The organism is Streptomyces sp. NPDC027962, from assembly GCF_055566095.1.
On record NZ_JBVHTA010000017.1, the window covers coordinates 17,611 to 36,555 of the forward strand.

Genomic DNA, 18,945 nt, shown 5'->3' on the forward strand with positions numbered 1-18,945 from the left:
GGAGGTCGTCCCAGTCGGGACGGCCACGACGCCGCAGACGCCGGCGACGAACCCCGGTCACAACCTGTCGATCAGCCAAGGCCTTCGAGGAACCTCAGAAGGAGGTCGTCAAGGACTTCGGGCTGATCGAGGTGCAGGTCGTGACCTGTTCCGGGGACACTCACCGCCGGCGTTTCCGGCCGCTGCTCGAGCATCGCGTCGACGTCCGGCCCGGGGACGAAGCTCGACTGGGCGAGCACGACCAAGGTGGGACAGGTGACTTGCCGCCATTCGGGCCGGAACGAGCGGAGGGAGTTCTCCGCCAGCGAGGCGACCATCACGTCACGGTCGAAGCGTGGGAGCCATCCGCCGTTGTGATGCTCCAGACCGGCTGCCCAGCCCTCCCCCACCCGTCCGCCGCCGAAGGAGACCGCTGGCCGCACCGACGCGATGCGGAAGTTCTACCTCGAGTCGTCGGCCGCCGGTGATGCGGTGACCAAGCGCGTGCACGGCTGACCGTCCGAGAGTCCCCGCAGCCCGGCGAGTCGCCTCAGGGGGCGGTGACGGCCACGGCCGCCAAGCCGGTCACGATCAGAGCGGCGGCGAGCGTGGTGCCCAGCACCTGGACCCACCAGGCCCGCGCCGGTACCGGGGGCTTGGTCCTGGGTCGGCTGAAGAGGTCCTCGCACAGGACGCAGCCGCCACCAAAATCGTTTTTCCTTCTGTCCATATCCGCTTCAACGGACAGCAGGCGGCCGAGGCAACTCACCACCGGGCGACCGCAATCAGATCGTCACCTGGAGACACCTGGAGGCCCCCGGGAGGCACCGGGAGACGCCAGGGCCGTCGAGTCGATGTGAAGCGGCCTTCCGGTCGGCAGACACACCGAGGAACTCACCAACCGCCTGCAATGCAGCACCATCAAGGACCATGGCGTGGCCAGGTGCGGCGACCGCAGGGCCGGCTCGCCGAGCGGAAGCCATTGCTTTGCGAGCCAACGCGGCAGAGGAGAGAACATGACCGCCAGCGGATCATTCGTGATCGTCGGAGCCGGCCTGGCCGGTGCGAAGGCGGCGCAGACGCTCCGCGAAGAGGGCTTCGACGGCGACGTCGTCCTCCTCGGAGAGGAGAACGAGCACCCCTACGAACGCCCGCCGCTCTCCAAGGGCTACCTGATGGGCAAGGACGGACGCGACGCCGTCTACGTCCACCCCCACGAGTGGTACGGCGAGCACGATGTCGACCTGCGCCTCGGCAGCACCGTCTCCACGATCGACCCCGCCGGACACGAGGTGGCTCTGTCCGACGGCAGCCGCATCGGCTACGCGAAGCTGCTGCTGACGACCGGCTCCTCACCGCGCCGCCTGCCCGTGCCCGGGGACGACCTCGACGGAGTCCTCTACCTGCGCCGACTCGCCGACAGCGACCGCATCAAGGAGACCTTCGCGTCCGCGTCCCGCGTCGCGGTGATCGGGGCCGGCTGGATCGGCCTGGAGACGGCAGCCGCCGCCCGCGCGGCCGGTCTCGAGGTCACGGTCGTGGAGATGGCGGAACTCCCCCTGCTGCGCGTGCTGGGCCGCGAGGCATCCCAGATCTTCGCCGACCTCCACACCGATCACGGGGTCGACCTGCGTTTCGGCGTTCAGGTCGCCGAGATCACCGGAGCCGACGGCCGGGCGAGCGGCGTACTCCTGTCGGACGGCAGCCGCATCGACGCCGACGCGGTCGTCGTCGGAGTCGGCATCACCCCCAACACCCAGCTCGCCGACGCTGCCGGCCTCGACGTCGGCAACGGCATCCGCGTCGACGCCCAGCTGCGCACCTCGCACCCGGACATCTTCGCCGCCGGGGACGTCGCCAACGCCCTCCATCCGCTGCTCGGCAAGCACATCCGAGTCGAGCACTGGGCCAACGCCCTCAACCAGCCCCAGGCCGCGGCCAAGGCGATGCTCGGCCGGGACCTGACGTACGACCGGGTGCCGTACTTCTTCACCGATCAGTACGACCTGGGCATGGAGTACACGGGATACGTCGAACCCGGCGGCTACGACCAGGTCGTCTTCCGCGGCCGGAAGGACACCCGGGAGTTCATCGCGTTCTGGCTCGCCGAGGGCCGGGTGCTGGCCGGGATGAACGTCAACGTCTGGGACGTCACCGACCCCATCCGCGCCCTCGTGACCTCCGAGCAGCCGGTCGACACGAAAAGGCTCGCCGATTCCGACGTACCTCTGGGCGACCTCCTCGGCTGAGCGACCTCCTCGCTCCAGGACCTCACGGTCCGGACAACCCCGTGGCCCACGAGCTCCCCGTCTGAACACGTGGCTGACGGTGACCTTGCCCCGGAGGGACAGCGCGCGTGTACGGCCGATGATGCCGTGCAGCGCTGTGAGCCCCTTCTCGCCGCGGTCGTGCAGGTGGATCTCGACGCCGCCCCCGTGCCGGTCCGAGCTCCGGCCGTCCACGACCGTCAGGTCGACCGGATGCTGCGCGCCGAAGGGCGGACGTCGCGGAAGACCACGGCCCTGGAAGGGCCGCTGCCGTGCGGCAGTGCGTCGACGCCGGGGACGGCGGCATGGGCCTGCGGCAAGGCGGCCGTGGCGGACAGCGCGGTGTGTGTCCGCGCCCCGGCCGCCCTCACCACCCCGTCACGGATCACGACGACCGCGTCCTCGGTGACCTCGCCGGTCGACGGGTCGAGCAACGTGCCGCGCCGCCCGCCGCCCTGGCGCCGCCCGCCGTGCCGCGGCGGCGCCCGCGAGGACCGCTCGGCAGAAACGCTCTTCCTGCTCTCCGCCACCTGTACGGCCCTCCACTCGTCATGCCTCTCGTCATGCCTCGCGGAGAATATGTCCCGTACGGCGCGACTCCGCCGGAGCCGTTCCTCAGCAACCCCACAACGTCCCAGGGGCTGCTGCTTGCCGAGCCTGAGCTCGTCCCATCGACACGGGCCAACCAAAAAGGTCTCACATAGGCGGTGGCTGCACGCGGTTCCCTGCCATAAACCCACCGACGGCGGTCACATCACGGCTCGATGCCACAAACCAAACGCACCGGCCGTACCCTGCATCACAACAAACAATGACCCTCGCCCAACCCACCCCCCAGGGAGCCCACCATGACCAGCGCCAGCAGCCTCGCCGACACAACCACCATGCTCCAGGCCGAACTGCCCCAACTGGAAGCACACCAGCAGGCGCTGCAGAAGGAACTTGCACAGGTGACCGAGCGGCTGGAGTCCGTGCGCGGCGCTCTGACCGCGCTCAATGCACTGGCAGGCACCGCACTCCCGCAGCCCCGCACCGAGGTCGCGGCGCCGACCGCCCAAGCGGCATCCGTCGAACCGGTCGCCGATGCCGCACCCGAGCCGGCCCCGGCTGCGGAGGCACCGCAGGCAGCCGAAGTCACCGTGCCCGCGCAGAAGAGGTCAGCAACCCCGCGCCCCTCCACAACACGCAAGGCCCCTGCCCCGCCGCGCAAGAAGACCGCCCCGAAGGCAGCCGACAACAGCGGTCCGAAGAAGAAGGCCACCGGCACCAAGGCGGTCAAGGCCAAGGCGGCCAAGGCGCCGGCTCCCGCCGCGGCATCGGCCCAGGACACCGGCGGGCTCACCGAACAGGTGATCGCGGTACTGGCCGGCCGCGCCGACACCGCGCTGCGTGCCCGCGACGTCGCTGAGGCCCTCGGACGTGACAACACCGCGGGCGACATCAACACCGTACGCAGCACCCTTGACCGTCTCGTTGCCACATCGCGCGCCCACCGCGCAGGCCGCGGTCTCTACCAGGCCCCTGCCAACTGACACCTGCCACACTCCCGTTCGGCCGGGGCGTGACAACCGCCCCGGCCGGTCGCCCGTTGACGCACGACGGGGGCAGGCAGGCCGCGACATCGCCGTCAGCCGTGGCTACGGCTGCCGCGGCGGCGGGCGACGAGGAACGCCCCCGCGCAGGCAGCAAGGCCGGTCATCGCGCTGCCGGCGGCGACCTCGACCCCGCTCGGCGTCCGGGAACCACCGACACCACCCTGCGCGGCGGCGCCCCTGAGAACGGTGAACGTGGCATTCGCGCTGCGGGCGCCGCACTGCACGCTCAGGGTGGCGGCACCGACGGTGGCGGTGTTGTACACCCGCGCCGTTGCCGTCGTTCTCGGCCCGGCCGGCAGTGTCACGGTGGGGAAGGCGGCCGATCTCACCGTGCCGCCGCTGGTGCAGCCCGACGCGGAGACCGACAACGTCGCACCCTGGTGCACCTGCGACGGACTCACTCTCACATCCGTCGGCCCGCTCGCTGTCGGACCGTCTGCCCACGCGACGGCAGAGGGTGAAAGCAGCAGAACGGCAGCTGCTCCGGCCAGGCCTGTACAAGTTCGTGAAACACGCATGGCGCTCCTCATCGGGAGGCATCTCCGGCACGGCGCCAAAGATTCGTCGGCATCCGCCTCCCGTACACAACAGTCGGCACGATCGCCCGTAACGGCACGCCCACTTCACCCCCGCCGGAGACCGTCGGAAGGAGAAAGCGCAGGTGGCGGTGCGGAACCGGTCAAAAGATCCCGTGACGGCCGGTTAGTGCGGACGGCCCCGTCGGGTCCGCCGGGATGCCTGCGGGCCACCTCGTTCCTACGGCAGCTGCCAGTCCACCGTCTGCGCTCCCTGCCGTACGAGGAAGTCGTTGGTGCGACTGAAGGGCCGGGAACCGAAGAAGCCGCGGTCCGCCGACATGGGCGACGGATGTGCGGACTCGATGGCAGGGAGATCGCCGAGCAGCGGGCGCAGGTTGCGTGCGTCCCGCCCCCACAGCACGGACACCAGGGGCTTGCCTCGTCCGGCGAGAGCACGGATGGCCTGCTCGGTCACTTCCTCCCAGCCCTTGCCCCGGTGGGCGCCGGGCTTGCTGGGTGCCGTGGTCAGCGCACGGTTGAGCAACAGCACGCCCTGCCGGGTCCAGGGCGTGAGATCGCCGTTGGAAGGGCGCGGCAGACCGAGGTCCGTGTGGAGCTCCCGGAAGATGTTCTCCAGGCTGCCGGGCAGACGCCGGACTTCGGGTGCCACGGCGAAACTGTGGCCGATGGCCATTCCCGGGGTGGGGTAGGGGTCCTGACCGACGATCAGGACGCGGACCTCGTCGAAGGGCTGCTGAAAGGCACGGAGTACATGCTGCCCCGCCGGCAGATAGGTGCGACCGGCTGCGATCTCCGCTCGCAGAAAGTCCCCCATCGCCGCAATACGCCCCGCCACAGGACGCAACGCCTCGGCCCAGCCGGGCTCCACCAGTTCACTCAACGGTCGTGCTGCCACAGGACGTCACCCTACCGGCCCACGCACACCCGGTCGGACATGCAGGTCCAACGAGGCCGGCGATAGGCTCTGCGCCGTCGTCATCCCTCTTCTTCCCGGAGTGTCCATGAGTCGCCTGGGCGGTCACCCGTGAGCCTGGTCCTCGGTGTGGACTCGGGCGGCTCCGGGCTGCGCGCTGCCCTCGCCGACGCCGCACAGCTCCAGCACGCCGAGACTGCCGTCTCGCGCGAACCGGTGCGCACCGGCGGCGACGGGATCGATGCCGGGCACATGCTCGACCAGTTGGTGCCGATGGCGCGGGCGTTGCTGGAGCGAGCCGGGGGCGCCGGCCCGTTGTCGGCCGTGGTCATCGGAGCGGCGGGAATGGGGACGTTGGGCGGCCGGCTGCGTGCCGAGTTGCCCGCGGCGCTGGACAGCGCGCTGGGCGTACGGCGGGTGGGCCTCGCCGCCGACGCGGTCACCGCTTACGCCGGAGCCCTCGACGGGCGGCCCGGGGCCGTGATCGCCGCCGGCACCGGAATGATCGCGCTGGGCACGGACCTGACCGCCTGGCGTCGCGCCGACGGGTGGGGGCATCTGCTCGGCGACTGCGGAAGCGGAGCGTGGATCGGCCGAGCCGGCCTCGAGGCCGCGCTGCGTGAGTACGACGGGCGGCGCGGCGGCTCGGCAGCACTCCTGGAACGTATGGAGTCGGTCCTCGGCCCCGCCTGGGAGGTGCCGGGACTGCTCTACCCCCGGACCGACCGGCCTGCGGTGCTCGCCTCGTTCGCCCCGGAGGTCGCCCGGTGCGCACAGGGCGACGCGGTGGCCGCCGGCATCCTCGAGCAGGCCGCGCGGCACATCGCCGAGTCGGCCGCGGCGGTGTGCCCGCTGCCCGGCGAAGTGACGGGCGACTGCGAAGTGGCGCTCACCGGCGGACTGTTGAAGCTCGGCGAGCCACTTCTCGCGCCTCTGCGCACAGAGTTGGCCGAGCAATTGCCGCACGCCCGCCAGGTGACCGCGGACGGCGATCCGCTCTTCGGAGCCCTGCGTCTGGCAGCAGCCCTCGCGGAGGACGGGCTGCTCCTGCCGACCCATCCGACCCTGTTGCAGGTTCCCGACAGAAGGGGGTGAGGCGCTCACGGAGTGTCAAGCGGATAAATATGGACAGATGACGCGCGGCCGCCCCCTCCCCGAACAGCCGCGCCCCCAAAACCAGTAGCATGCGGCGCCATGAGCTCCTCCACCGGGCCTGCACCCGGCCTGCCTGTACGAATGCCGCGACCCCGCCAGTCCGGGCGACACCGCCGCCCGGAGCCCGTGGCGGCTCCCGAGGGCGCACCCGCCCTCGTGCTCGCCGTCCCCGGCACCCCCACGCCCACGACGCGCGGCCTGGCCGAAGAGGTCATAAGCATCACCCGGTCCGAGCTGCCCGGCCTCGATGTCGGCATCGGCTACCTCGACGGCGACGGCGCGGAGTACCCCACGCTGGAGAGCGTGCTCGCGCACATCGCCGCCCGGCGCACCGAGCGGTACGAGATCGCGAAGGCCGCCGGCCGTGAGGTCGCGGAGCCGGAGGGCCCCGCCGCCGTCGTGGTGCCGCTGCTCGCCGGCCCTGACAACGCGCTGATGCGCCGCATCCGGCAGGCGGTCATGGACAGCCGTGCCGCCGCCGAGCTGACCGACGTCCTCGGCCCGCACCCGCTGCTCGCCGAGGCCGTGCACGTCCGCCTTTCCGAGGCCGGTCTCGCCCGCGCCGACCGCGCCAGGCTGTTCACCGTCGCCACCGCGGCCGACGGCATCATCCTCGCCACCGTCGGCGGCGAGGAGGCCGTGCAGGCGGCGGGAATCACCGGCATGCTGCTCGCCGCGCGCCTGGCCGTGCCCGTGATGGCCGCCGCGCTCGACGAGCCGGGCTCGGTCGCGGCCATCGCCGAGCAACTGAGGGGCTCCGGCTCGGTGCAGCTGGCGCTCGCCCCGTACCTGGTCGGACCCGAGCTGCCGGAGGGCCTGCTCGACGCCGCCGCGAAGGAGGCCGGCTGTGCCGCCGCCGAGGCGCTCGGCGCGTACCCGGCCATCGGCAGGCTGGTGCTGTCGCAGTACACGACCGCGCTGGGCATCGCGCCCCAGCCGCAAGGGGCGCAGCCCCACTGACGTGACCGGTACGGCTGTCGCGGCCGAGCAGGAGCATCGCACGCAGGGCCCGTAGCGGGTGACGAGAGTCCCCGGTACGGGCCCTGCGTGCCGTCCCGCGACGTCCAGCCGTTTCCGCGCCGCCCGGCCGTCCTCACGACGCCCGGCAGCGCTGGGGGCACGGCGTCCGGCCAGGCGGGCAGCTCGGGCCCGGCGGGCGGCACCGGCCCGGCAGCCGTCCGCCGCGGCGGGCGGCACCGGCCCGGCAACGGTCCGGGCATGGTGCCCGGCTCCGGGTTGTCAGGCGAAGACGACGCAGGAAGCCGCCGGGACGGTGAGCGAGCCCGTTCGCTGCGGGATGCCGGTGGTCTGGTCGATGGTGAACCAGGTCACGTCGCCGGAGCGCTCGTTCGCCGCGTAGAGGCGACGGCCCGTCGGGTCCAGTGCCAGGTCGCGCGGCCAGTGCCCGCCACAGGGGACCGTGGTGACCAGCCGCGCCCGCTCCCCCGTCTCGTCCAGGTCGAGCACCGCGATGCTGTCGTGGCCGCGGACCGCGGACCAGATCCGGCGGCCGTCGTGCGAGACGACGAGCTCGGAGGGATAGGCGGGACCGGTCGTGCCGGCCGGCAGCACGGCGGTCTCGCCGACCGGTTCAAGGGTCCCGGCCGCCGCGTCCCACCGGCAGACGGTCACCGTGGGCTCGAGCTCGCCCAGTACATAGGCATGGCGGCCGGCCGGGTGGAAGGCGAGATGGCGCGGCCCGGTGCCCGGGCGCAGCGGGGTCTCGCCGTGGAGGACCAGCGCGTCCGCCGCGGTGTCGAGCGCGCAGATCCGTACGGAGTCGGTTCCGAGGTCGACACTGAGCACCCAACGGCCTGACGGGTCGGGCAGCACCTGGTGGGCATGGGGTCCGGCCTGGCGGTCCGGGACGGGGCCGCGGCCCTCGTGCTGCATGACGCCGCCGACGGGTCCGGGAGCGCCGTCGGTGCCGATGGGCAGGACGCTGACGCTGCCGGAGCCGTAGTTGGCGGTGAGCAGGTGCCCCTGGGAGACCGCGATGTGTGTGGGGCCTTCGCCGCCGACGAGCACCGGCTCGCCGAGCGGGCGCGGGGCGGCCCCGGTCACGTCGATCGACGCCACCGCCCCGTCCGCCGTCTCGGAGACCGCGTAGAGGGCGGTTCCGGCCGCCGTTGTCACCGTCGCGAGGTACGAGGGGTCGGTGACGGCGTCGCTCGCCCCGGTCTCGGCCAGGGCTCCGGTCTCGGGGTCCACGGCAGCGGCGATGATCCCCCGCCCGCCTGCCGAGGTGAACGATCCGATGAAGGCCCGCCCCGGGCTCTGTCCGGCCACTGCGTTGTCCCCTCTTCAGCGTGCAAGGTCCACGCCGGACGGTAGCAGCTGGTCCATACCAATCTGGGCGGCCCGTAGGGGACCGTGCCGTCTCAGGAACCCGCGAGCGAGGACCGGGGAGAGCTGCGCAGGGGCACGGCGAGGTCGGCGAGCGCCCGTTCCAGGCTGTGCAGGTGGTTCAGCGCGGCTTCGGCACCCGGGCGTAGCCGTACGCTGCCCGCGCCGAGGGTGGGGGCGTGTGCCGGGATCGGACCGCGGGACCCGACCAGGATGGCGAGGGCGGCCTCGACGCGTCGGCAGGCGTCGGACAGGCGTGCGTCGTGGGAGGCTTCCGGGTCGGCCGCGACGGCGGCCAGGCCCCGTACCTCCCGCGCACAGTCGTCAAGCAGCGCGAGAACCTGCCGGGCACGGGCCTTGCGGGCCCGTAGCGGGCTGAGCGGGTGCACGAGCGGGGCCAGGGAGAGTCGGGCGCGGCCGAGCAGGGCCTCCAGCTCCGCGGCGAGCGGGGCCGGGTCCGCGTCCGGGTCGCCCGCGATGCGGCGGGCCGCTGCGGTGGTACAGCCGTGTACGCAGTGGAGCGCGCTCTCGACCCAGGCGTTCGTCGTGGCATGGGTCGTGACGGGCAGCACGAAGGTGACGGCCAGCACGGCGCCGAGGGCACCGACGCCGGTCTCGACCAGACGCAGCGCGAGCAGGGCGGGGGTCAGCACGCCGAGGAGCCCGTAGAGCAAGCCCACCATCACCGTCACCGCGAGCATCATCCAGGTGTACGAGACCGCGGCGGTGTAGAAGATCCCGAAGACGCAGACCGCGACGAGGGCGGCCGTGGGGACCACCTCGCCGTGCAGGGGCACCGCCACGACGAGGCTCACCGCGATGCCCGTGAGTGTGCCGAGGACCCGTCGGAAGCCGCGGACCAGGGTCTCACCGCGCGACGCGGTGTTGACGAAGATCCACCACGTGGCGCCCACGGCCCAGTACCAACGGTCCCCGGAGACGAGCTGGCCGACGACCAGCGCGAACGCGCCGCCCGCGGCGACCTGCACGGCCTGCCGGGTGGTGGTGCGAGCCGTTCCCCGGCCACCGGGGAGGGCGGGCACGATGAGCGGCGCGGCGTTCTTCTCGTAGCACCAGACGCCGAAGCGGACGAGCGACGAGGCGGTAACCGCCAGGAGGACCGCGGAGTACAGCTCCGGCAGCTGACCGGGCCGCGTGTGGAGGAACTGGGTGACGAAGAACGTCATGAACGCGAAGACGCCCAGGGAGTGGCCGCGCGGACCCCAGCGCCGGACGTACACCCCGGCGCCCGCTACGGCGAGGAAGACGATGTCGCGCAGCGCTGCGTAGTCGTGCAGCAACGCCGCCGCGGCGAGCACGGGAAAGCCGACGGCGGGCAGCAGCGCGGTGGTGATCATCTGGCCGCGGACCGTCGGGTCGGTGACGGTGAAGAGCGCGAGGAGTGCGGCGAGGCCGCCGACGACGATCGCGTTGAGCGTGTGGCCCGTGAGGCCGCACAACGCCACGGCCAGGCCGGTGCCGAGGACGGCCCGGAAGGCACTGCGCAGTCGCAGCCGCCCCGGGTCCGGAGCCACGAACATCCTCTTCAGCACTGCTTCCCGCCCCTGATTCGACTTCGGCATGAAAAAGGCGCCGCGGATTCCGCAGCGCCGTTGACGGCCCTATGACACCATCCGGGGGCCCGGTGGCTCAAGCCGCCCTCGCCCGACTGTGCCATTGGCCCACCCGAGGCACGGGTCAGTGGGCGGTGCAGCGGGCCAATGGACCACGGCCGGGGACCCCCGAGCACCGTGTTGCGCCCCCGGGAGGACATTCCGCAGCCGCGCGGACTTCCGTTCCCGCACCTGTTCGCCCGGTAGTGCGGTGTCAGCAGCCTTGTCATTGGGGTGTCCGGACAGTGCCGCACAAGACGAAAGGGCCTCCGCTCGGAAGCGGAGGCCCTTTGCCCAGAGGTCCTGCCCCTGGATCAGAACGCGCCGTTCAGGTTCCACCAGTCGTCGGCGGTCTCCGTACGCGACGCCAGCGCGCCGGTTCCGCGGCCCACGTAGACGAGCTGACACCCGACGCCCCGGCACGCCTGGCCGACATAGCTGCTCTTGGTGGTGGTGACGAGGTCGCCAAGGCCGTCGCCGGAGACGTCGCCCAGGCCCAGGAACGTGTCCATGACGTTCCAGCCGCCGTTGCCGATCAGCACACGGGACCCGAGAGCTCCGGTCCTGCCCGGGTACAGAAACAGCTCCCCGGTGGAGGCCTTGCGGGCGATCAGGTCCGCACGGCCGTCGCCGTTCATGTCGCCCGCCCCGACCAGGGCGCTCATGCCGTTCCAGCCGCCGTTGCCGATGAGCTTGCGCGCACCGTGGCTGCCGGTGCTGGTGCCGGGGTACAGCCACAGCTTGCCTGTGGACTTCTCGACGGCCAGCAGGTCCGAGCGGCCGTCGCCGGAGAGGTCTCCGTAGGCGACGAGCCGGCTCATGGCGTTCCAGCCGCCGTTGCCCATGAGCTTGCGCGCACCGAGGCTGCCGGTGCCGGTGCCGGGGTACAGCCACAGCTTCCCGGTGGACGCCTCGCGGGCGATCGCATCCTCGCGGCCGTCACCGCTGAAGTCGCCGTGCCGCACGAGGGCGTTCATGGCGTTCCAGCCGCTCTTGCCGACCAGCTGGCCGGTGTTGTCGCCGCGCAGGAACCACAGACGGCCCGCCTTGTCCCGGACGAGGACGTCGGCCCGCCGGTCGGCATTCAGGTCACCGAAGCCCGCCGCCTGGGGCGCGGTCGGCGCGTACCACTGCGGGTACGGCGGAAGGATGCACTCCCGCTCGGTGAGGACGAACCGCACCGAGCTGACGGAGCGATGGGAGTAGCCCCATTCGGTCCCCGCGGGGTCGGGCCCCCACACGTCGACGCCACCGTTTTTGTCGTAGTTCGCATTGTCGTGCAGACAGACGAACTTGGACGTGTGGTTCACGACCGACTGAAACGTGTTGTCCCAGGTCCCGAGCGTCGCCTTGTCCGTGTTCGTCTTGAACATGGTGCCTGTGCCGTTGTCGCTCTTCCAGGCACAGAAGTAGCCCGCCGGGCAGTCGCCGATCGCGGCCTGCGCGGGCGCCGCGCCCGCGCCGAGGAGCCCGAGCGAGGTGAGCCCCAGCGTTGTGGCCAGCGTGACCACGCGCCGAAGCAGTGATATGCGCATGTGTTCCCTCCCTGACGCGGCACGGAGAGACCCTCGACGCGCCGCGAGAGGAAGATACCTGCCGAGTGATCACTTTGTCTCGGACGTTGCCTTCTCGTGGGCGGTCAGCACGCGCAGCAGTGTGAGCGAAATGACCATAGACGACCCGAATAGTCCACCGGATGCTAGAAAAGAGGCATGACCGGGCCGTCCACCCGGTCAGGTTTGCGGCAAGCCGGCCTTCGTCCGGTGCGTCCGCCCGGCGCCGCCGCCAGACCCCCGGGAGTGGAGCGCTATGAACGGGCACAGGCCCGACACGTCGCGGCGCCTGCGGCGACGAGCGCAGTCCCTGCTGGGGGCTCGCACCGTCGCCGGGCAGGTGCTCTTCCTGCAGGTCGCCGTCGCGGTGCTGCTGATCGTGGCCGCGGTTGCCGCCCTCGTACTGCAGGCGCGGGACGACAGCGAGGAGGACGCGGAGAACCGGTCGCTGGCGGCCGCCGCGTCCTACGCTCACGCTCCCGGCACCCTGGCGGCGCTGCGGTCTCCCGACCCCACCGCCGTACTGCAGCCGTTGATGGCCGGTGTGGCGCAGGAATCGGGGGTCGACTTCATCACCGTGATGTCCCCGAACGGCACCCGGTACGCGGACACCGAGCCCAACCTGGTCGGCCGGCGCAACATGGGCGTCGGGCGGGCCACCGCCGGAGAGGCGTTCACCGAGATCTACGAGGGTGAGCCCAGTGACGCGGCCCGTGCGATCGTCCCCGTCTTCGGTCCCGACGGGGCCGTCGTCGGACTGGTCGGGGCGGGAGTGCAGATCGAGAACGTGGGCAACGCGATGGACCGCCAACTGCCGGTGCTCCTCGCGTCAGGCGCCGCGGCGCTCGCCCTCGCCACGGGCAGCGCCGCCCTGGTGAGCCGCCGGCTGCGGCGGCAGACACACGGCATCGGCCCCACCGAGATGACCCGGATGTACGAGCACCATGACGCGGTCCTGCACGCCGTGCGGGAGGGCGTGCTGATCGTCGGGGGCGACGGCCGGCTGATGCTGGCCAACGACGAGGCGCGCCGGCTGCTCGAACTGCCGCCGGACGCCGACGGGCGCCCTGTCGCCGACCTGGACCTCGACCCCGGCATCGCCGATCTGCTGGTCTCCGGCCGTGCGGTGACCGACGAGGTGCACCCGGCCGGGGACCGGCTGCTGGCCGTGAACACGCGGCCGACGGCACCGTACGGCGGCAGTACCGGCAATGTGGCGACGCTGCGGGACACCACGGAGCTCCGTGCGCTGTCCGGGACGGCCGAGGTCGCCCGCGGGCGGCTGAAGATGCTCTACGACGCCGGGGTACGCATCGGCACCACGCTGGACGTGGTCCGGACCGCGGACGAGCTGTCACGCGTGGCGGTCCCCCGGTTCGCGGACTTCGTCACCGTCGAGCTGCTGGAGCCGGTGCTGCACGGAGACGAGCCGTCCGGCGTGCCCACGGAGATGCGCCGGGCCGCGTTGTGCGGCATCCGCGCGGACCACCCCTTCCAGCCGGTCGGCGATGTGATCCGCTTCGTGTCCCGCACCACGCCGATGGCGGCAGCCCTGGCCGGCGGCCATGCGACGCTCGAAGCCGATCTGACCGTCGCCGAGAGCTGGCGGGCGCAGGATCCCGAGGGGGCGGACGCCGCCCTCGCCTACGGTGTCCACTCGCTGATCACCGCGCCGGTGCAGGCGCGTGGTGTGGTGCTCGGGCTGGTCAACTTCTGGCGTGCGGAACGGGCGGAACCCTTCGAGGAGGACGATCTGTCCTTCGCGAATGAGCTGACCGCGCGCGCCGCCGTCGCCATCGACAACGCCCGCCGCTTCACGCGTGAGCACCGCATGGCGGAGACCCTCCAACGAAGCCTGCTGCCGCACGTCCTGCCCAGTCAGAGCGCTCTGGACATCGCCTACCGCTATCTGCCCGCGCAGGCCAGGGTGGGCGGGGACTGGTTCGACGTCATCCCGCTGCCCGGGGCCCGGGTCGCCCTCGTCGTCGGCGACGTCGTCGGCCACGGACTGCACGCCGCGGCGACCATGGGACGGCTGCGTACCGCCGTGCACAACTTCTCCACCCTCGATCTCCCGCCGGACGAGCTGCTGGCCCGCCTGGACGACCTGGTGAGCCGTATCGACCAGGACGAGCCCGTCGGGGGCGGCGGCGACGGAATCACCGGAGCCACCTGTCTGTACGCGATCTACGATCCGGTCTCCGGCATGTGCAGCATGTCGACGGCCGGGCATCTCACGCCCGCCCTCGTGCGTCCGGACGGCGGCGTGGAGTTCCTGGAGGTGCCCGTTTCCCCTCCCCTGGGCCTCGGCGGCATGCCGTTCGGGACCACCGAGGTGCGTCTGCCGGAGGGCAGCCGGCTCGTCCTGTACACCGACGGACTGGTCGAGCACCGCGACCGCGACATCGACTCCGGTCTCGACGTCCTGCGCACCATCCTGTCCGACCATGCCGACCGGCCGCCCGAGGAGATCTGCGAGGCCGTGTTCGACGCCATGGTCCCCTCTCCGCGCCGCGACGACATCGCGCTGCTCGTGGCCCGCACCCGACTGCTGGACCCGGCCCGGGTCGCCATCTGGGACGTCCCCCGCGACCCCGCCGCCGTCGCACCCGTCCGCAGCGCGTGCAGCCGCCAACTGGACGAGTGGGGACTGGACGAGGTCGGATTCACCACGGAGCTGGTGCTGAGCGAACTGATCACCAACGCGATCCGCTACGGCTCCGAGCCGATCCATGTGCGGCTGCTGTACGAGCGCAGCCTGATCTGCGAGGTGTCCGACGGCAGCAGCACCTCCCCGCATCTTCGGCAGGCCGCCATTACCGACGAGGGCGGGCGCGGCCTGTTCCTCGTGGCCCGGCTCGCCGCGCGCTGGGGGACCAGGTACACGCCGACCGGCAAGGTGATCTGGGCCGAGCAGCCCCTGATCGACGGACAGGCGCCGGCGGGCGAGGCGCTTCTCGACCACCTGGCGTGGTGACCCGGGGCCCGGCGGGGCCAGTGGCCCGGCGGGGACGGCACTCACAGCACCATTGGTACTGTGGGCATCCATGACTGATCCCGTCGTGAAAGGGTCCGAAGGACCATGGCGGTGGACGAACTCGACACCCGCATCCTGCGGCTGCTGATCGAGCAGCCGCGCACGAGCGTGCGCGAGTACGCCAGGATCCTCGGCATCGCGCGCGGCACGCTGCAGGCCAGGGTCGACCGTCTGGAGCGCGACGGTGTGATCACGGGGACCGGTCCGTTCCTGTCCCCCGTCGCGCTGGGCCACCCGGTGCTGGCCTTCGTGCACATCGAGGTGACGCAGGGGCATCTGGACGAGGTGGGCGATGCGCTGGCGGCCGTGCCGGAGATCATCGAGGCATTCTCGATCACCGGGGGCGGAGACCTGCTGACCAGGGTCGCGGCACGGGACAACGGACATCTCGAGGACGTCATCCAGCACCTGATCAACCTGCCCGGTGTGGTGCGCACCCGCACGGAGATGGCACTGCGCGAGCGGGTGCCGTACCGGCTGCTGCCCCTGGTCGAATCGGTGGGACGCTCGGCCGGTGCAAAGCCCTGAAGAGGCGTTGGCATGCTGGACGGCATGAGCACCGCGCGTACCCCTTCGGTCATCTTCGATCTCGACGGCACCCTGGTGGACAGCGAGCCGAACTACTTCGAAGCGGGGCGCCGGGTCCTCGCCGCGCACGGGGTGCTCGCATTCGACTGGGCCGAGCACACGGAGTTCATCGGCATCGGAACGCGGGAGACGCTGGAGATCCTGCGCGCCAGGCACGCCATCGACGCACCGCTCGACGAGCTGCTGGCCGCGAAGAACCGCGCCTACCTGGAGCTGGCGCGCGCCTCGACGGACGTGTTTCCCGAGATGCGCACGCTGGTGGCGCGCCTGTCCGCGCAGGGCGTGCCGATGGCGGTGGCGTCCGGGTCGTCCCGCGCCGCCATCGAGGCCGTGCTCGAGGGCACCGGCCTGGCCGCCCACATGGCCGTCACCGTCTCCGCGGAGGAGGTCGGGCGGGGCAAACCCGAACCGGATGTCTTCCTGGAGGCAGCGCGCCGGCTGCACGCAGAGCCGGGCGACTGCGTGGTCGTGGAGGACGCGCCGCCGGGAGCGGCGGCGGCCAACGCGGCGGGCATGCGCTGCATCGCTGTCCCGTACGTCGCCGGTACGGCCGACGAGCCGGCGTTCCTCGCCGCCGACCTGCTGTTTCCTGGCGGGCAGCGGGAGTTCACGGCGGAAGCCGCGTACGGGTGGATCACCGGCGGGGTGTGACGCGGTCGCGTTGTGCCGCGCAAGCGGTGCGACACGGGACCGTTGTGACACGAGAGCGGTGCGACACAGGAGCGTTGCGACACCGGCGCGCGATGACACGGGAGCGTTGTGCCACCAAGCGCCGCGACGCCGCCGCGGTATGACGCGGGAGCGTTGCACTCAGTCGCCGTCGGCCCCTACCTCGCCGCGCAGCCGGCGGGCACGGAGTACGAGGAGCATCTCGAAGCGGCGGTCGGGGTCCTCCAGCACCTCCCCCCACAGCTCGCGGATCTGCCGCAGCCGGTAGCGCGCCGTCTGCGGGTGGATGCCCAAGCGGTGCGCCACCTCCGGGGCGCCGCCCGCCGTTTCGAGCCAGGCGAGGAGGGTTTCCGCCAGACGGCGGGCCTGAGAGGGCCCCGTGTTCTCCAGGGGGGCCAGACACCGGTGGGCCGCCGCGTCAATGAGCTCCGCGGACGGTAGTAACACCAGTTCCTCCGTGCGCTCCGTGCAGTGCAGCACCTCGCCGCCGGGCAGCAGTCCGCCCTCGACGAGCCGGACCGCCGTCTCCGCCCAGCGCAGCGACTTCGCCGCCGCCGCCAGCGGCACCGGCGGGCCGACCGCGCCGGACCAGCCGGCCGTGGCGCGCCGCAGCGTCTCGGCGCGGCCGGCGATGCACGGCTCCGGAATGACGATCCGCGGCTGCTCGCTCTCCATGTCGAGGAGGATGCCCGGCTCCACCGCCGGGGCGACGGCTTCCCTGGCGGGGCGCATCAGAACGCCCACGGCGATGGTCCGTGGCAGTTCCCAGCCGATGCGGGCCGCCCGTTCGCCGAGCGTACCGGCCTGGTCGCCCCGGTGTTCCATGAGCAGTCGGTCGATCAACTGGCGTTGCAGACGAAGCCGTTCACTGGCGCGGCGGGCGGCGGCCTCCGCGTAGCCGCGTACCGACTGTTCCACGAGGCCGTCCAGATACTCGAAACCGGATTCGGCGAGCTCGTACATGGCGGGCGCGGCGATGTCGACCTGCTGGCCGATCTCGGCGAACCTGCGCCAGGCCAGCCTCACCCCGAGGCGGTAGGTGGCCTGGAGCGAGTCGAGGCTGCGCCCGTCCCGCCCTTCGCCGCGCCCGAACTCCTGGAAGACCTCGGGCGGTACGCGCGGATTCCCGGCGCCCGACGCCAGATTGTGTACGAATCCTTCGATGGCGCGGCGGATTCCGACGAGCGCCATGGGCTCGCCCGAGTCGTCCTCGACGAGTCTGAGGTGGGGATGTTCTCGGCGGATCTCGCCTAGGATCTGTTGTGCCAGCTCGCCCGCCTCGCCCAGCGCGATGGCGGCGAACCGGTCGACCTGCTCCTTGGGCACCTCGCTCCACGCGGGGCGGGTCATCGTCCGGGTTGGGCGGTGTCGTAGCTGATCAGAGGGACGTTCGGCTGGTCGGGCGTGGCGTTCAGCAGCGCCACGATTCCTGAGGCCGCGCCCACGGCGAGCGCCGCGGCGAACGCCGCTGTGACGGCGGCGACGAACAGTCTGCGCATGTCGGGTCAGCTCCTTGCTGGAGAGTTCCCCCACCCGTCAGCCGGCCCCCACCGGCTGGACGCACAGTGTTGACTGTACATTGACAGATAGTCAAGTGCTGCCTACTGTCGTGAACCCTCGAGGGCTGACCGGCCCGGGGCCCGTGCATCTCCCTGCGAAGTTCTTCGATCCAGGAGTGCCCGGATGCGCCGTACCGCTTCACCGACCTCCCTTCTCCTGCTGGGAGCAGGGGTCTTCCTGCTCGTGCTGGCCCCCCTTCTCGCCTGGTACGTCACACCCCAGGCCAAACGCACACCGATCGACGTCGACACCACCACCGTGTTCACCGGCACCGGCAGCTACTTCGACACCTCGAAGGTGCGGACGGTGCACGGGAAGAGGATCACGGTGACCCGGCAGGTCCGGGGTGACGTGGCCGACAGCGAGAAGAGCGGCAACGCGGTGTGGGACGTCTCCACTTCCGTCGACTCGGACGCCACGCTGCCCGCCTCCGACACCCGGGACTCCTTGCAGTGGACGCTGGAGCGCTGGGTGACCGACCGCGCCACCAATGAGCCGGTGCACTGCTGCGAGGAGTCGCCCGTCTTCGACGGCGAGGCGTACCTGAAATTCCCCTTCGATGTCGAGAAACGCTCCTACCGCTGGTGGGACGGCACGCTCGGCGGCGTGGTCCAACTCCGTTACAGCGGCGTCAAGAAGATCCAGGGCTACGAGGGCCTGCGGTTCACCGGCAGCGTCCCGCCGACCAGGACCGGGGTGCGGCAGGTGCCGGGACGGCTGGTCGGCAGGGACCGGACGCCCCAGGTGCTGGCCGAGGAGTGGTACGCCAACACTGCGATCGAGCTGGTCGTGGACCGGCGCACCGGCCGCATCGTGCACGCGGCCATCGGGCCCCGTAAAACGCTGCGCGCGCCAGGGTCGGACAAGGACGCCGTCGTGCTGCTGGAGAGCGAGCGGATCGCGTTCACCGCAGAGACCCAGCGGCAGCAGGTCGGCCTCGCCTCCCGCGACAGCGACAAGATCGCGGCCCTCGGAACCACCGCGCCGGCAGGTGCCGGGGCGCTCGGAGCGGTGCTCGCACTCGCGGGCGCCGCTCTGGTGGCTCGGGGTCGCCGGCCGACGCCGGATCGTACGGATGCTCACTTGGTGACGAGTCAGCCCGTCTGAGAGCCGCCGAAGTTGTCATACCCG

Annotated in this window: 18 protein-coding genes; 8 read left to right on the top strand and 10 right to left on the bottom strand. The window is 71.7% G+C overall.

All coding sequences use genetic code 11. The features are described from left to right. Nucleotides 1-71: 71 nt before the first annotated feature. Together ACZ4SA_RS17755 and ACZ4SA_RS17760 are read right to left on the bottom strand one after the other, a co-directional pair. The gene (locus ACZ4SA_RS17755) at nt 72-422 is read right to left on the bottom strand and encodes an alpha/beta fold hydrolase (RefSeq protein ID WP_468275181.1); all 351 of its coding nucleotides are present in this window, start codon (nt 420-422) and stop codon (nt 72-74) included. 107 nt (nt 423-529) lie between these two features. Then, entirely contained in the window at nt 530-709 is a 180-nt protein-coding gene (locus tag ACZ4SA_RS17760) for a hypothetical protein (protein ID WP_468275184.1), read from the bottom strand. 286 nt (nt 710-995) lie between these two features. Between ACZ4SA_RS17760 and ACZ4SA_RS17765 the strand changes: the two genes are divergently transcribed. Continuing rightward, nucleotides 996-2,228 (top strand): NAD(P)/FAD-dependent oxidoreductase, encoded by a 1,233-nt coding sequence (locus ACZ4SA_RS17765; RefSeq protein WP_468275187.1) that lies wholly within the window; start codon nt 996-998, stop codon nt 2,226-2,228. A 218-nt stretch (nt 2,229-2,446) separates the two neighbouring features. Here ACZ4SA_RS17765 and ACZ4SA_RS17770 read toward each other — a convergent pair whose 3' ends face one another. Further along, nucleotides 2,447-2,776: a hypothetical protein gene (locus tag ACZ4SA_RS17770; RefSeq protein ID WP_468275189.1), complete on the bottom strand. Its 330-nt coding sequence runs from the start codon at nt 2,774-2,776 to the stop codon at nt 2,447-2,449. Nucleotides 2,777-3,094: 318 nt separating this feature from the next. Here ACZ4SA_RS17770 and ACZ4SA_RS17775 point away from each other — a divergent pair, with 318 nt between their 5' ends. Beyond that, nucleotides 3,095-3,778, top strand: coding sequence for a hypothetical protein (locus ACZ4SA_RS17775; protein WP_468275192.1), 684 nt, complete (start codon nt 3,095-3,097; stop codon nt 3,776-3,778). Nucleotides 3,779-3,873: 95 nt separating this feature from the next. Here the strand turns inward: ACZ4SA_RS17775 and ACZ4SA_RS17780 are convergent, their stop codons facing one another. Next, a complete protein-coding gene (locus ACZ4SA_RS17780) occupies nt 3,874-4,242 on the bottom strand; it encodes a hypothetical protein (protein WP_468275194.1) in 369 nt (122 codons plus the stop codon). A gap of 355 nt (nt 4,243-4,597) precedes the next feature. Next, nucleotides 4,598-5,275, bottom strand: coding sequence for a uracil-DNA glycosylase (locus tag ACZ4SA_RS17785; protein ID WP_468275197.1), 678 nt, complete (start codon nt 5,273-5,275; stop codon nt 4,598-4,600). 129 nt (nt 5,276-5,404) lie between these two features. Between ACZ4SA_RS17785 and ACZ4SA_RS17790 the strand changes: the two genes are divergently transcribed. Together ACZ4SA_RS17790 and ACZ4SA_RS17795 are read left to right on the top strand one after the other, a co-directional pair. Further along, a complete protein-coding gene (locus ACZ4SA_RS17790) occupies nt 5,405-6,388 on the top strand; it encodes an N-acetylglucosamine kinase (RefSeq protein ID WP_468275200.1) in 984 nt (327 codons plus the stop codon). 99 nt (nt 6,389-6,487) lie between these two features. Beyond that, nucleotides 6,488-7,408 (top strand): sirohydrochlorin chelatase, encoded by a 921-nt coding sequence (locus ACZ4SA_RS17795; protein ID WP_468275202.1) that lies wholly within the window; start codon nt 6,488-6,490, stop codon nt 7,406-7,408. 279 nt (nt 7,409-7,687) lie between these two features. On the opposite strand, the gene ACZ4SA_RS17800 is transcribed toward ACZ4SA_RS17795, so the two are convergent. The 3 genes from ACZ4SA_RS17800 to ACZ4SA_RS17810 all read right to left on the bottom strand — a co-directional run bounded on the left by ACZ4SA_RS17800 (nt 7,688) and on the right by ACZ4SA_RS17810 (nt 11,942). Continuing rightward, nucleotides 7,688-8,737, bottom strand: a complete 1,050-nt coding sequence (locus ACZ4SA_RS17800) for a lactonase family protein (protein WP_468275204.1) — start codon at nt 8,735-8,737, stop codon at nt 7,688-7,690. Between the two features lie 92 nt (nt 8,738-8,829). Then, nucleotides 8,830-10,347 (bottom strand): FUSC family protein, encoded by a 1,518-nt coding sequence (locus ACZ4SA_RS17805; RefSeq protein ID WP_468275465.1) that lies wholly within the window; start codon nt 10,345-10,347, stop codon nt 8,830-8,832. A 374-nt stretch (nt 10,348-10,721) separates the two neighbouring features. Then, nucleotides 10,722-11,942 carry an FG-GAP-like repeat-containing protein gene (locus tag ACZ4SA_RS17810; protein ID WP_468275207.1) on the bottom strand — a complete coding sequence of 407 codons (1,221 nt, stop codon included), beginning with the start codon at nt 11,940-11,942 and terminating at the stop codon, nt 10,722-10,724. A 274-nt stretch (nt 11,943-12,216) separates the two neighbouring features. Here ACZ4SA_RS17810 and ACZ4SA_RS17815 point away from each other — a divergent pair, with 274 nt between their 5' ends. From ACZ4SA_RS17815 to ACZ4SA_RS17825, 3 genes are all read left to right on the top strand, one after another. Beyond that, nucleotides 12,217-14,937, top strand: a complete 2,721-nt coding sequence (locus ACZ4SA_RS17815; protein WP_468275210.1) for a SpoIIE family protein phosphatase — start codon at nt 12,217-12,219, stop codon at nt 14,935-14,937. 105 nt (nt 14,938-15,042) lie between these two features. After that, on the top strand, nt 15,043-15,525 hold the full coding sequence (locus ACZ4SA_RS17820) for an Lrp/AsnC family transcriptional regulator (RefSeq protein ID WP_468275212.1): 483 nt from the start codon (nt 15,043-15,045) through the stop codon (nt 15,523-15,525). 24 nt (nt 15,526-15,549) lie between these two features. Then, nucleotides 15,550-16,236, top strand: coding sequence for an HAD family hydrolase (locus ACZ4SA_RS17825; protein WP_468275214.1), 687 nt, complete (start codon nt 15,550-15,552; stop codon nt 16,234-16,236). Nucleotides 16,237-16,395: 159 nt separating this feature from the next. Here the strand turns inward: ACZ4SA_RS17825 and ACZ4SA_RS17830 are convergent, their stop codons facing one another. Together ACZ4SA_RS17830 and ACZ4SA_RS17835 are read right to left on the bottom strand one after the other, a co-directional pair. After that, the gene (locus ACZ4SA_RS17830) at nt 16,396-17,604 is read right to left on the bottom strand and encodes a PucR-like N-terminal domain-containing protein (protein ID WP_468275216.1); all 1,209 of its coding nucleotides are present in this window, start codon (nt 17,602-17,604) and stop codon (nt 16,396-16,398) included. Further along, complete coding sequence (locus ACZ4SA_RS17835) at nt 17,601-17,753, bottom strand: hypothetical protein (protein WP_468275219.1); 153 nt, start codon at nt 17,751-17,753, stop codon at nt 17,601-17,603. Before ACZ4SA_RS17835 ends, ACZ4SA_RS17830 begins: the two co-directional genes overlap by 4 nt. A 184-nt stretch (nt 17,754-17,937) precedes the next feature. Between ACZ4SA_RS17835 and pgfA the strand changes: the two genes are divergently transcribed. Next, nucleotides 17,938-18,921 carry a cell envelope lipid trafficking protein PgfA gene (gene pgfA / locus ACZ4SA_RS17840; RefSeq protein WP_468275221.1) on the top strand — a complete coding sequence of 328 codons (984 nt, stop codon included), beginning with the start codon at nt 17,938-17,940 and terminating at the stop codon, nt 18,919-18,921. The last annotated feature ends 24 nt before the right edge of the window (nt 18,922-18,945 follow it).